Origin of the sequence: Rhodobacter sp. TJ_12, from assembly GCF_020023995.1 — a bacterium.
In the GTDB taxonomy this organism is placed as follows: domain Bacteria; phylum Pseudomonadota; class Alphaproteobacteria; order Rhodobacterales; family Rhodobacteraceae; genus Rhodobacter.
This window is the reverse complement of record NZ_NRRD01000001.1, coordinates 246,013-258,973: the sequence shown is the minus strand read 5'-3', so window position 1 is coordinate 258,973 and position 12,961 is coordinate 246,013. Positions and strand designations below refer to the sequence as shown.

The following is a 12,961-nucleotide window of genomic DNA, read 5'->3' as shown; positions in this document are numbered from 1 at the left end:
CTGCGCTCAAGGTGCAGAACGCTCCAGCGCAGCCACATCCCCGGCCTCAATCGCGGGCAATGCAGCCATGATTGCCGCCACCGGCCAGTGCCACCAAGCCAGTTTTTGCAAACGCGCGACAACCTCTGGGGCAAAGCGCAGTCGCACCACCCGCGCGGGGTTGCCCGCCACCACCGCATAGGGCGGCACATCGCGGCTAACCACGGCGCAACTGGCAACGATCGCACCATTGCCAATCGTGACGCCTGGCATCACCCGCGCCTCGTAGCCCAGCCAGACATCGTGCCCGACCACGGTATCGCCATGCGCGCCAGCCTCTTGCACATAAGGCGCCAGATCCATCCCGCTAAAAATCCGAAACGGATAGCTGGACAGGCCCTGCATCGGATGCATGGCCGAAGCGGTGATGAACCGCACCCCATGTGCCAGCGCGCAAAACCGCCCGATGCGCAGATGCTCGGGCGCGCCGGGGTAAAGATACGGCGCCAGACGCTGGGCCAGCGCGGGCGCGGTATCGAAATCGGTGCAATAGCTGTAATCGCCCGCTTCGATATTCGGATGATCCAGCGCAGCGCGCAAAAACACCGTTTGCTCATGCACCTGCCCGTCGGGCAGCGTCAGCGGGTAGCGCGTTTGCGGCGCGGGGAAGGCGTTGGGCTGGGTCATGCGGCGGGCTCGTTCGTGGGCGGACGGGGCGTCCGGGTCCGCACAGCGTGGCGCAAAGCACGCGCAAAGAAAAGGGCCGCCCAAGGGCGGCCCTTCTATCTTCCGGCAAGGGAAAGATTACTCGATGATTTTGGAGACGACGCCGGCGCCGACGGTGCGGCCGCCTTCGCGGATGGCGAAGCGCAGTTTTTCTTCCATCGCGATCGGCGCGATCAGTTCGACTTCGAACTTCAGGTTGTCGCCCGGCATCACCATCTCAGTGCCTTCCGGCAGGTTCACCGTGCCGGTCACGTCGGTGGTGCGGAAGTAGAACTGCGGACGGTAGTTCGCAAAGAACGGCGTGTGACGGCCGCCTTCTTCCTTCGTCAGGATGTAGGCTTCGGCTTCGAACTTGGTGTGCGGCGTCACCGAACCCGGCTTCGACAGAACTTGACCGCGCTCAACGCCGTCACGGTCGATCCCGCGCAGCAGCGCGCCGATGTTGTCGCCCGCTTCGCCGCGATCCAGCAGCTTGCGGAACATTTCAACGCCGGTGCAGGTGGTTTTCTTCGTCGGACGGATGCCGACGATTTCCAGCTCGTCACCCACGTTGATCACGCCACGTTCCACACGGCCGGTCACAACCGTGCCGCGGCCCGAGATCGAGAACACGTCTTCGATCGGCATCAGGAACGGTTGGTCAACCGCACGCGCCGGGGTCGGGATGTATTCGTCAACAGCCTTCATCAGCGCGTGGATCGAATCCTCGCCGATCTCTTTCATCTCGCCCATCAGCGCTTGGTGCGCCGAGCCTTTGATGATCGGCGTGTCGTCGCCCGGGTATTCGTAGTCCGACAGAAGTTCGCGAACTTCCATTTCCACCAGCTCAAGCAGTTCCTCGTCATCCACGAGGTCCACTTTGTTCATGTAGACCGTGATGTAAGGAATGCCGACCTGACGGCCCAGCAAGATGTGCTCACGCGTTTGCGGCATCGGGCCATCCGACGACGCAACCACGAGGATCGCACCGTCCATCTGCGCCGCGCCGGTGATCATGTTCTTCACATAGTCCGCGTGGCCGGGGCAGTCCACGTGCGCGTAGTGACGGGTTTCCGTCTCGTATTCAACGTGCGCCGTCGAGATCGTGATCCCACGCGCTTTCTCTTCCGGCGCCCCGTCGATCTGGTCGTAGGCTTTGAATTCGCCGTAGTATTTCGTGATCGCAGCCGTCAGCGTCGTCTTGCCGTGGTCAACGTGACCGATCGTGCCGATGTTGACGTGCGGTTTGTTCCGTTCAAACTTTGCCTTTGCCATTTCCGGGCGCCTCTGGTTCGGGGGCCGGCGTCGGCCCAGTGTGATATGGCGCGTTCCCTATTGCCGAAACGCGGAAAAATCAAGCCCGGTTCGTGGGGGCAAACTGCGACGAAAAGCAGAAATTTTCCCTCGGAATGCAAGGCCTCGCCGGGTAAGCTTCGGGCACATTCACGCGCGGCAAGGGAGCGGATATGTCTTTTATGGGAACTTTGGCGAAAGTGGCGCTTGGAGTGGCAATGGCCAAGGGCGTCTCAAGCTTGGCAAAACGGCGCAGCGGCGAAGGTTCGGGCAGTTTGGCCGATATGATGGGCGGACTTCTGGGCGCCAGCCCGGGCGTGGTCGCCGGATCGGGCGCAGGCGGCGTCATCGGCGGACTTGGCGGGCTGTTTGACGAATTGGCGGGGATGCGCACCGCCGCGCCGCGCACCAACGCGCCCGATCTTGCGGGCCTTCTGGGCCAGCTTGGCGGTGCCAAAAGCACCGGCGGCTTGGGCGATTTGGCAGGCGTGCTGGCGGGCGCAGGATCTGTGGGCGGTGTCGGGGCCTTTATGGGCGGGATGCTCGCCGGCGACGGTGGGTTGGGGGCCACGCTGAATTCGGCCTTCGCCAATGGCGGCGAACCCGCAATGCCGCCCGCCCCCGAACAAGAACTGGCGGCGGCGGTATTGCTCAAGGCCATGATCCAGGCCGCGAAATGCGACGGTCAGATCGATGCGGGCGAACAGGGTAAGCTGATGCAAGCGCTTGGCGATATCGACGCCGAGGAAAAGGCCTTCGTTCAGGCGGAACTCGCCGCGCCGATCGACACCGAGGCTTTGGTGAAGCTGATCCCCGAAGGCCTCGAGGCGCAAGCCTACACCGTGTCGCTGATGGCAATCGATCTCGATAATCAGACCGAGGCGCAATATCTGCACGGGCTGGCCAGCGCGCTGAACTTGCAGCCTGCCGAAGTGAACCAGATCCACGAACGACTTGGCGTCGCCAAGCTTTACGCCTGACGCGGCCGCGGTCGGGTCGGGCGCGGTCCCGCCCTTCCCGTCACGTCACGCGGTCAGGTGAAGCGATTGTCGCGCGGGAATCCGCGCGGAGCCATGCGCCCGGCGCTGGCGCGTTTGGCCGTCCATTCCGTTAGATCGGCCTCGGTCCGGGTCCGGCCCGCCGGGTCTTTCCAGCTCAGCCCGTCGGCCAGGCGGAAGGTGATCGCATCGCTTAACCCGCCGTCTTTGTATTTTTGCAGCCGCACCCCCTTGCCGCGCGCCATTTCGGGCAATTCCTCAAGCGCGAAAACAAGCATTTTACGGTTTTCGCCCACGCAAGCGACCGTATCGCCCGCCACCAGTCGGCACACCCGGGTGCGCACGCCCTCGGCCATGTTCAGCACCTGTTTGCCCGTCCGGGTGGAGGCAATCAGTTCCTCACCCGGCGCCACGAACCCATCGCCGCCAGAGGACGCGAGCAGATATTTCTGCCCCGCCTTGGGCAGCAAAACATGGGTGATTTCCACCTCGTTGGGCAGATCGACCATCAGCCGCACGGGCTCGCCCATGCCGCGCCCGCCGGGCAGGTTGGCGCCCAACAGCGTCCACGCCCGCCCGTTTGACCCCATCAGCACGATCCGGTCGGTGGTTTCGGCATGCAGCGCAAAGGCCAGCCCGTCGCCGTCTTTGAACTTCACTTCGGCATCCAGCGGCTGATGCCCCTTCATCGCCCGGACCCACCCCATTTTCGACAAGATCACGGTGATCGGCTCGCGCTCGATCATCGCCTCAATCGGCACTTCGGCCACTTCGCCCGCTTCGGCAAAGTCACTGCGTCGCGCCCCGGCCTTCGTGTCTTTGCCATAGGCTTTGCGAACCGCGTTCAACTCCGAGGTGATCTTTTTCCACTGCGCCTTGTCCGAGGCCAAAAGTGCCTCAAGACCTTCTTGCTCTTTCAGCAGCGCATCGCGTTCGGCGCGCAATTCCATTTCTTCCAGCTTGCGCAGGCTGCGCAGGCGCATGTTCAAAATTGCCTCGGCCTGCACCTCGGTCAGATGCACCGGCGGGCCAGCATCCGTCGCCCAGTTTTCCGCGATCAACGCGGCCTTCGGGTCATCTTCGGTGCGGATGATCTCGATTACCCGATCAAGGTTGAGGAAGGCGATGATATAGCCCTCAAGCACCTCAAGCCGGTTGGCGATCTTTTCGAGCCGGTGGCGGGAACGGCGGCACAGCACATCGCGGCGATGGTCGAGGAAGGCGCGCAGAACCTCTTTGAGGCTGCACACTTTCGGCACCCGCCCATCGATCAGCACGTTCATGTTGAGCGAGAAGCGAATCTCAAGCTCCGAGTTGCGAAACAGCATGCCCATCAACTGGCTGGCTTCGACCGTGCGGGCGCGCGGCTCCAGCACGATCCGCACATCCTCGGCGCTTTCATCGCGCACATCGGCCAGGGCGGGGACCTTTTTCGTCTCGATCAACTCCGCCAGCCGCTCGATCAGCTTGGCCTTTTGCACCTGATAGGGGATCTCGGTGACAACGATCTGCCATTGGCCCCGGCCAAGGTCTTCGACTTCCCAGCGCGCACGCAGCCGGAACGCGCCGCGCCCGGTGCGATAGGCTTCAACGATATTCGCCTTGGGCTCCACGATCACGCCGCCGGTGGGGAAATCCGGCCCCGGGATCAGATCGACCAAGGCTTCATCCGTCGTATCTGGATCACGAATCAGCGCCAAACAGCCCTCGACCAGTTCATCAAGGTTGTGGGGCGGGATGTTGGTCGCCATACCCACCGCAATGCCGGACGCGCCATTGGCCAAAAGGTTCGGGAAGGCTGCGGGCAGCACCACCGGTTCGGTCAGCGTGCCATCATAGTTCGGGCGAAAATCAACCGCGTCTTCGGCCAGCCCTTCCAAAAGCGCCTCGGCAGGGGCGGCCATGCGCGCCTCGGTATACCGGCTCGCCGCCGGGCCATCGCCGTCGATATTGCCGTAGTTGCCCTGACCATCGACCAGCGGATAGCGCATCGCGAAATCTTGGGCGAGCCGCGCCATCGCATCATAGATCGCCGCATCGCCATGGGGGTGGTAGTTCCCCATCACATCGCCCGAAATCTTGGCCGATTTCCGGAACCCCCCGGTCGAGGACAGTTTCAGCTCCCGCATCGCGTAGAGGATGCGCCGATGCACGGGCTTGAGCCCGTCACGCGCATCGGGCAGCGCACGGTGCATGATGGTGGACAGCGCATAGGTCAGGTAGCGCTCGCCGATGGCGCGCACCAGCGGTTCGGCCTGGGTCGAATGGGTCGGGGTCTCGTCGTCGCTGCTCATGTGAGCCGTGTAAATCGGGACCGAGCGTCGGTCCAGCACGAAAAATCAACCCTCTCAAGCGGGCGCGACCCCGCAAGAACAGTTAACGCTTTAGTTGACTCGCGGGGGTGCGACATGTTGGACAGGGTAATGTAACCTTTATGTGAGTGAGTCCCTTGGGGGAGGGTATCATGATCCGAATGACTTTTTTGACACTTGTTGCTCTTTATCTTGTTCTAACCATCGTGGGACGATCAGTGGAAACCGATGGCTTGGCCCTTGCCCCGTCAAAGGTGGCGGCGGCAGAACCGCCAAAAACCAGCCTGCTGGCCAAAGCCGATGCGGCGCTTATGCAAGATGACATGCTGGTTCAGGCGGCGGTCCGCACCACACAAGACCAAGCGCCACGCATCGTGCCCGCACGGCTTGCGCCGATGCCGGGTCCGGCGCTGCGCCCCTCGCCCGAATATCGCGTGAAGGATGACATCATGACCGCGGGCCCCGGTCGGGTCTTTGCGGTGCGTGTCAACCGAGCCAATGTGCGCGGCGGGCGCGGCACCACGCATCCGGTCATCGGCAGCCTAGAGCGGGGCGAAGAGGTGCGCGTGGTCGCCGACCCCGGCGATGGGTGGGTGCAGGTCCGCATCGAAGGCGACGGGGTGGATGGCTGGATGGCCAAAAGCCTTCTGCGACCTAACTCCTAAACGGAGCGCCATGGTCTTTGCGGCCGGGTCAAGAATGTTGCCCCCTGCCCCGGGTTCCCGTATCCCAATGGGGAACCAACGGGGGGTGCCGCATGGCAAAGACGATCCTGATCACCGGCTGCTCGTCCGGTATCGGCTATGATGCGGCGCATGGGCTGCAAAAAGCGGGCTGGAAGGTCTTTGCCACCTGTCGGCACGAAGAGGATTGTGACCGGCTGCGCAGCGAGGGGTTGACCTCCTTTCAATTGGACATGGCCGACCCGAGTTCGATCGAGGCAGGTTTCAACGAAGCTTTGGCGCGCGGGCGTGGGCGGCTGGATGCGGTTTACAACAATGCCGCCTTTGCCTGCCCCGGCGCGGTGGAAGATCTGCCCGCCGATGCACTGCGCGAAATTTTTGAGACCAACCTTTTCGGCCTGCACGATCTGACCACCCGCGCGATCAAGGTGATGCGGGCACAGGGCGAAAACGGCGAAGGCCGGATCGTGCAATGCTCGTCCGTGTTGGGCCTTGTCGGCATTCGCTGGCGCGGGGCCTATGTCTCGACCAAATTCGCTCTGGAAGGCCTGACCGAGGTGCTGCGCCGGGAAATGCGCGACACCGGCATTCATATCATCACGCTCAACCCCGGCCCGATCCCGACCAAAATCCGGGTCAATTCGATCCCGCACTTCGAAAAATGGGTTGACTGGAAAGCCTCTGCCCGACGCGCGCAATATGAAAGCTCTTTGCTTAGGCGGCTATATAACCCGCCGGGCAAGCCCGACACGTTTGAGATGCCCTGTTCCGCCGTGACCGAGAAGCTTCTGCGCGCGCTGACGGATGCCCGCCCCAAATCGCATTACTACGTCACCAATGCCACCTATCTGGCCGCCGTGGCACGGCGCATCCTGCCGCTGCCCGCGCAGGACTGGCTCTTTTCAAAGGCCTGAGGCATCGGGCGCGTTTTTAGCGCAAACAGATGTCGCGACGTGACGTAGCGACACAGCAGGGGGTCGTTTTTCATCTGTCTTTTGCTGCAGGCGCATTGTAACAAAATTGCCGAAACGGGAATCCGCCCCGCTTGGGGCGGCGCAATAAACTAGGGAGACACCGCCGATGAAGGTCCTCGTGCCTGTGAAGCGCGTGATCGACTATAACGTGAAAGTCCGCGTGAAAGCGGATGGCAGCGGGGTCGATCTGGCGAATGTGAAAATGTCGATGAACCCCTTCGACGAAATCGCCGTCGAAGAAGCGATCCGCCTGAAAGAAAAAGGCGTGGTTTCCGAGATTGTCGTGGTGTCGATCGGCGTGAAACAGGCGCAAGAAACGCTGCGCACCGCGCTGGCAATGGGGGCGGATCGGGCGATCCTCGTCGTCGCCGCCGAGGATGTGCATACCGACATCGAGCCGCTCGCCGTTGCGAAAATTCTGGCGAAAGTCGCCGAGGAAGAGCAGCCCGGCATGATCATCGCGGGCAAACAAGCGATCGACAACGACATGAACGCCACCGGGCAGATGCTTTCGGCGCTTCTGGGTTGGAGCCAAGCGACCTTCGCCAGCGAAGTCACCGTCGACGGAGATTCCGCCAAGGTGACGCGCGAAGTCGATGGCGGTCTGCAAACGATCTCGGTCAAGCTGCCCGCGGTCATCACGGCTGACCTGCGCCTGAACGAGCCGCGCTATGCTTCGCTTCCCAACATCATGAAAGCGAAGAAAAAAGAACTGGCCGAGAAAACCGCCGCCGATTACGGCGTCGATGTGACCCCGCGCCTGACCGTCGTGAAAACCGCCGAGCCGGCGGGCCGCGCCGCCGGGATCACCGTGGGCTCGGTCGATGAGCTTGTCGGCAAACTCAAAGATGCGGGGGTGCTCTAATGTCCGTTCTCCTGATTGCTGAACTTCATGGCGCGGCGCTGGCCACCGATGCTACCGCCAAGGCGCTGAGCGCTGCGAAACAAATGGGCCCGGTGACGGTGCTGGTCGCGGGCGCGGGCATTGCCGATGCGGCGGCGGCCGCTGCTGCGCTGGATGGCGTCGAAAAAGTGCTGACCGCCGATGATGCGGCCTATGCGCATGGTCTGGCCGAGCCGCTGGCCGATCTGGTTGTCTCGATCGCGTCGGGCTACACCCATATACTCGCCCCCTCGACCGCTGCGGCCAAGAACGCCCTGCCGCGCATCGCCGCGCTTTTGGACGTGATGGTGCTGTCGGACATCACCGGCGTTGTCGATGCCGACACGTTCGAGCGCCCGATCTACGCGGGCAACGCGATGCAAACGGTGAAATCCGCCGATCCGGTGAAAATTGCCACGATCCGTACCGCCTCCTTCGAGGCGACCGGCGCTGGCGGCTCTGCCGCAGTGGAAGCCGTGGCGGCGGCGGGCGACAAAGGTCTGTCGACTTGGGTCGAGGACAAGGTGGCCGAATCCGACCGCCCCGAACTCACCTCGGCGAAAATCGTGGTTTCGGGTGGCCGTGGCGTTGGCTCGGAAGAAGATTTCGCGCTGATCGAAAAACTGGCTGACAAGCTGGGTGCTGCCGTGGGCGCCTCGCGCGCCGCGGTCGACAGTGGCTTTGCGCCGAACGACTGGCAGGTGGGCCAGACCGGCAAAGTCGTCGCGCCGGAACTTTACGTGGCCGTGGGCATCTCGGGGGCGATTCAGCACCTTGCCGGGATGAAGGATTCCAAGGTCATCGTCGCGATCAACAAAGACGAAGAAGCGCCGATCTTCCAAGTGGCGGATTACGGCCTTGTCGCCGATCTGTTCGCCGCCGTGCCGGAACTGACCGACAAGCTTTAAGCGCGTCCCCAGAATTGAAAAGCCCCGCCAAACGGCGGGGCTTTTTGTTTAGCCGATGAATTTCCTGACCTCTGGGGCCAGCGCTTCGGCAATTTCTTGATGCACGATCGGGCCCGGCATGGTTTGCGCGGCAGGCTCTTCCATCGGACCATAATGCATCCCCACCGTGCCGGTGGAGCGCGCCATCGTCGAGGGGTTCACCTTGACCAAGCCATCGGCCAAAGGCGCGATTTCGGCCACCATATCCTTGTTGACCAAAAGCGGCTCGGGGCCCAAAGGGTCGGATTCCAGCGGCGCATGGTAATCGGCCACCCACAAAAGCAGCTTCGGCCCGGCCACCTTTTCCAAAAGGCCCCGCATCCGCGCCACCCAAGCCGTGCGCAACTCTGTCACCAGCGTATCGAACCGATCCGGCGCATATTCCTGCAACGAGGTCAGCATGTGCCGGGTAAAGTTGAATTCGGTGAAATCGACATCGTCAAAGACCGCGCGCATCAGGTTCGACGCCCGCAAAAACCGGTCATTGCGGCGCGGATGCACGGCATAAAACCGGTTCGACATATTCGGCGCCCCCAAAAGCTGGATCACCGTCAGATTGGACGCTTTGGTGATCTCGGGCACCTGCGGTTCGCTGTAAAATACATCGATCCCGGCATTGAGATAGCCAAAGTTCACCACCGGGAACTCCAACCGATCTTCCAAAAGTGCGGGCCACGGATCGGCAATGAACTTGCCATAGGTTTCCGTACCCCCAAACGCCCCCACGAAGGGTTTGGTCAGATCACGGCGTGGCCCCCGAAACAGAAGTTTAGATTTGCCATAGCGGCACGGAAAATAGTCAAGGGCACCACTGCCCGCATATTCGAAGGCCATTCATCCCACCTTGTTTTCGACTCACCCACCGGCAGGGTGGCCCGAAAGCCTTGCGAAAGAGCTAAAGGGAAAATTGACACAATTCGAATAGGGCTTGCCGCAGTGCAGCATCGCGCTTAGGATTTTTCCAATCCGAGAGAAGGAACGAAAATGACGATCGAAACCGTGGGTGTCGTGGGCGCGGGGCAAATGGGCAACGGGATAGCCCATGTGTTCGCTTTGTCGGGCTATGGCGTGACCTTGATGGATGTGGCCCCCGAAAGCCTTGAAAGAGCGATGGCCACGATCACTAAGAACCTCGACCGTCAGGTAAGCCGCGAAAAGATCAGCGCCGAGGCCAAGGATGCGGCGCTTGCGCGGATCGGCACCACACTCGACATTGCACAACTGGGGCAATGCGATCTGGTGATCGAGGCTGCAACCGAACGCGAATCGGTCAAACAGAGCATCTTCGACAGCCTGCTGCCGCATCTGAAGCCCGAAACCATTCTGGCCACCAATACCTCTTCGATCTCGATCACGCGGCTGGCCTCGCGCACCGACCGGCCCGAAAAATTCCTTGGCGTGCATTTCATGAACCCGGTGCCAGTGATGCAATTGGTGGAACTGATCCGCGGGATTGCCACCGATGAAGCCACCTACAAGGCGCTTTTGGCGGTGATTGAAACCCTGGGAAAGACCGCCGCCTCGGCCGAGGATTTCCCGGCCTTTATCGTGAACCGGGTGCTGGTGCCGATGATCAACGAGGCGGTCTATACGCTTTACGAAGGTGTCGGGAACGTTAAATCCATCGATATGGCGTTGAAACTGGGCGCCAATCATCCGATGGGGCCGCTGGAACTGGCCGATTTCATCGGGCTTGATACCTGCTTGGCAATCATGAACGTGCTGCATGACGGGCTGGCGGATACCAAATATCGCCCCTGCCCGCTTTTGACGAAATATGTCGAAGCTGGCTGGCTGGGCCGCAAGACCGGGCGCGGCTTCTACGACTATCGTGGCGAAACCCCGGTGCCGACACGCTGATCGTGGCTTAACGGCCCTGCTTGCGCGTGCTAGGCAGGGTCATGACACACAACCCGATCCCCACCAAAGAACAGATCCTCGCTTGGCTTGCCGACAACCCCGAGCATGGGGCGAAACGCGATTTGGCCAAGGCCTTTGGGCTTAAGGGCACCGCGAAGATCGAGCTGAAGCGGCTTTTGAAAGAATTGGCGGCTGAGGGGAAGATCCAGCGCCGCAAGCGCCATTACCATGACAAAGACAGCCTGCCACCAGTGACAGTGCTGGAAATCCTGCCGCCCGATCCACAGGGCGATCTTTGGGCGCGCCCGATGGAATGGGCCCATGCCGAAGACCCGCCCCGCATCGCCGTTTTGACACGGCGCGACGACCCCGCCTTGGGGGCGGGCGACCGGGTGCTGTGCCGCATCGCAAAAGGCACCGATGGCTATGAGGCCCGGCTGATCCGCAAGATCGGCGTCGCAAGCCACCGGATCGTGGGCATCTTCCGCAAGGGCGCCGAGGGCGGACGTGTCACCCCCATCGACAAGGGGGACATGAAAGAATGGATCGTCCCCGCTGGCGCCGCGGGCGAAGCCAAGGACGGCGAATTGGTCGAGGCGGAACAGACCGGGCCGAAGGGCCGGATGGGCCTGCCGCGGGCACGGATCATTGAACGGCTGGGCGATCCCACCGCGCCGCGCGCCGTCTCGTTGATAGCCATTCATCAGCATGGCATCCCCGATGACTTCCCCGATGAGGTGGTGGCCGAGGCCGATGCGGCGACGCCCGCCGAAATGGGCAAGCGCGAAGACCTGACCGATCTGCCCTTCATCACCATCGACCCCGCCGATGCGCGCGACCGCGATGACGCCTGCCTTGTGCTGCCCGATGACGACCCGGCGAATGAGGGCGGGCATATCCTTTGGGTGGCGATCGCCGATGTGGCGCATTACGTCCGCCCCGGTTCGGCGCTGGATCGCGAGGCGCGCAACCGTGGCAATTCCACCTATTTCCCTGACCGCGTTGTGCCGATGCTGCCCGACCGGCTGTCGGGCGATTTGTGCTCGCTCCATGAAAACGTGCCGCGCGCGGTCTTGGCGGTGCAGATGAAGATTGCATCGGATGGCCGCAAAATCTCGCATCGGTTCACGCGGGGTATGATCCGTTCGGTCGCATCGCTGGAATATGCGCAGGTGCAAAACGCGCATGAGGGCCGCCCGGATGACAAGACCGCGCCCTTGGTCGAAGACATCATCGAACCGATTTACGCCTGCTACGGCGCGCTCAAACGTGCGCGGGCGATCCGCCAACCGCTGGACCTTGATCTGCCCGAGCGACAGATCGTGATCGATGCGGCGGGCAAGGTCGCCTCGGTGCAATTCAAGGATCGGCTCGATGCGCACCGCCTGATCGAGGAATTCATGGTGCTGGCCAATGTCGCCGCCGCCGAAGAATTGGAACGGCTGCGCAAGCCGCTTTTGTATCGCGTGCACGAAGAGCCGCCGACCGACAAGCTGGATGCGCTGCGCGAAGTCGCGCAGGCGTCTGGCTTTACGCTGGCCAAGGGGCAGGTGCTGAAAACCGCGCATCTCAACCGGCTTTTGCAGGCCGCCGAGGGCAGCGAGTTTGACGAGTTGATCAACATCTCCACCCTGCGCTCGATGACCCAAGCCTATTACGCGCCGCAAAACCTTGGCCATTTTGGCTTGGCCTTGCGGTCCTATGCGCATTTCACCTCACCCATCCGGCGCTATTCCGACCTGATCGTGCATCGCGCGCTGATCTTGGGGCATGGCTGGGGAAAGGACGGGCTAAGCCCGGCGGATATCGAAACGCTGGACGAAACCGGCCAGCATATTTCGGATACCGAGCGCCGCTCGATGACCGCCGAACGCGACACGACCGACCGGTATTTGGCCGCGTACCTCAGCGACAGGGTGGGCAGCGAGTTGACCGGCCGGATTTCCGGCGTGCAGAAATTCGGTGCTTTCGTGAAGCTTGATGACACCGGGGCCGATGGGCTGATCCCGATCCGCTCGGTCGGGCGCGAGTTCTTCCATTATGACCGCGAGGCGCAGCAGCTTGTCGGGGCCGATACCGGCACGGTCATCGGCATCGGCCAGCGGGTGCTGGTGCGGCTGGCCGAGGCGATCCCGGTCACCGGCGGGCTGGAACTGGAATTGCTGGAGTTGGACGGGGCGACCTTGCCCGGCGGCAAAGGCAAAGGCGGACGCAGGCCGTTCAAACAGGGGCGCAAACAAGGCGCACTCAAGGCCAAGAAACGCGCCGTTGCCCGCAAGGTAAAACGGACACGCAAATAGCAAAAGGGCCGGGAAATCCCGGCCCTT

At 62.3% G+C, this 12,961-nt stretch carries 11 protein-coding genes; 7 read left to right on the top strand and 4 right to left on the bottom strand.

Going from position 1 to position 12,961, the window contains the following annotated elements; translation table 11 throughout:
* Nucleotides 1-6 precede the first annotated feature (6 nt).
* Together CKO11_RS01255 and tuf are read right to left on the bottom strand one after the other, a co-directional pair.
* Nucleotides 7-666, bottom strand: a complete 660-nt coding sequence (locus CKO11_RS01255; RefSeq protein ID WP_223632052.1) for a CatB-related O-acetyltransferase — start codon at nt 664-666, stop codon at nt 7-9.
* A 117-nt stretch (nt 667-783) separates the two neighbouring features.
* Entirely contained in the window at nt 784-1,959 is a 1,176-nt protein-coding gene (tuf, locus tag CKO11_RS01250; RefSeq protein WP_223632050.1) for an elongation factor Tu, read from the bottom strand.
* Nucleotides 1,960-2,150: 191 nt separating this feature from the next.
* On the opposite strand from tuf, the gene CKO11_RS01245 reads away from it, so the two are divergent.
* A complete protein-coding gene (locus tag CKO11_RS01245) occupies nt 2,151-2,957 on the top strand; it encodes a DUF533 domain-containing protein (protein WP_223632048.1) in 807 nt (268 codons plus the stop codon).
* A gap of 53 nt (nt 2,958-3,010) precedes the next feature.
* Here the strand turns inward: CKO11_RS01245 and parC are convergent, their stop codons facing one another.
* On the bottom strand, nt 3,011-5,269 hold the full coding sequence (gene parC / locus CKO11_RS01240; protein ID WP_223632046.1) for a DNA topoisomerase IV subunit A: 2,259 nt from the start codon (nt 5,267-5,269) through the stop codon (nt 3,011-3,013).
* Between the two features lie 170 nt (nt 5,270-5,439).
* On the opposite strand from parC, the gene CKO11_RS01235 reads away from it, so the two are divergent.
* The 4 genes from CKO11_RS01235 (at nt 5,440) to CKO11_RS01220 (ending at nt 8,735) form a co-directional block, all read left to right on the top strand.
* A complete protein-coding gene (locus CKO11_RS01235) occupies nt 5,440-5,952 on the top strand; it encodes an SH3 domain-containing protein (protein WP_223632044.1) in 513 nt (170 codons plus the stop codon).
* Nucleotides 5,953-6,044: 92 nt separating this feature from the next.
* Entirely contained in the window at nt 6,045-6,884 is an 840-nt protein-coding gene (locus CKO11_RS01230; protein ID WP_223632041.1) for an SDR family NAD(P)-dependent oxidoreductase, read from the top strand.
* Nucleotides 6,885-7,050: 166 nt separating this feature from the next.
* On the top strand, nt 7,051-7,809 hold the full coding sequence (locus CKO11_RS01225; protein WP_223632040.1) for an electron transfer flavoprotein subunit beta/FixA family protein: 759 nt from the start codon (nt 7,051-7,053) through the stop codon (nt 7,807-7,809).
* Nucleotides 7,809-8,735, top strand: a complete 927-nt coding sequence (locus tag CKO11_RS01220; RefSeq protein ID WP_223632038.1) for an electron transfer flavoprotein subunit alpha/FixB family protein — start codon at nt 7,809-7,811, stop codon at nt 8,733-8,735. Before CKO11_RS01225 ends, CKO11_RS01220 begins: the two co-directional genes overlap by 1 nt.
* Nucleotides 8,736-8,783: 48 nt before the next feature.
* Here CKO11_RS01220 and CKO11_RS01215 read toward each other — a convergent pair whose 3' ends face one another.
* A complete protein-coding gene (locus CKO11_RS01215; protein WP_223632036.1) occupies nt 8,784-9,608 on the bottom strand; it encodes a DUF6473 family protein in 825 nt (274 codons plus the stop codon).
* A gap of 150 nt (nt 9,609-9,758) precedes the next feature.
* Here CKO11_RS01215 and CKO11_RS01210 point away from each other — a divergent pair, with 150 nt between their 5' ends.
* Together CKO11_RS01210 and rnr are read left to right on the top strand one after the other, a co-directional pair.
* Nucleotides 9,759-10,634, top strand: coding sequence for a 3-hydroxybutyryl-CoA dehydrogenase (locus CKO11_RS01210; protein ID WP_223632034.1), 876 nt, complete (start codon nt 9,759-9,761; stop codon nt 10,632-10,634).
* Between the two features lie 41 nt (nt 10,635-10,675).
* Nucleotides 10,676-12,934 (top strand): ribonuclease R, encoded by a 2,259-nt coding sequence (gene rnr, locus CKO11_RS01205; RefSeq protein ID WP_223632032.1) that lies wholly within the window; start codon nt 10,676-10,678, stop codon nt 12,932-12,934.
* Nucleotides 12,935-12,961 lie beyond the last annotated feature (27 nt).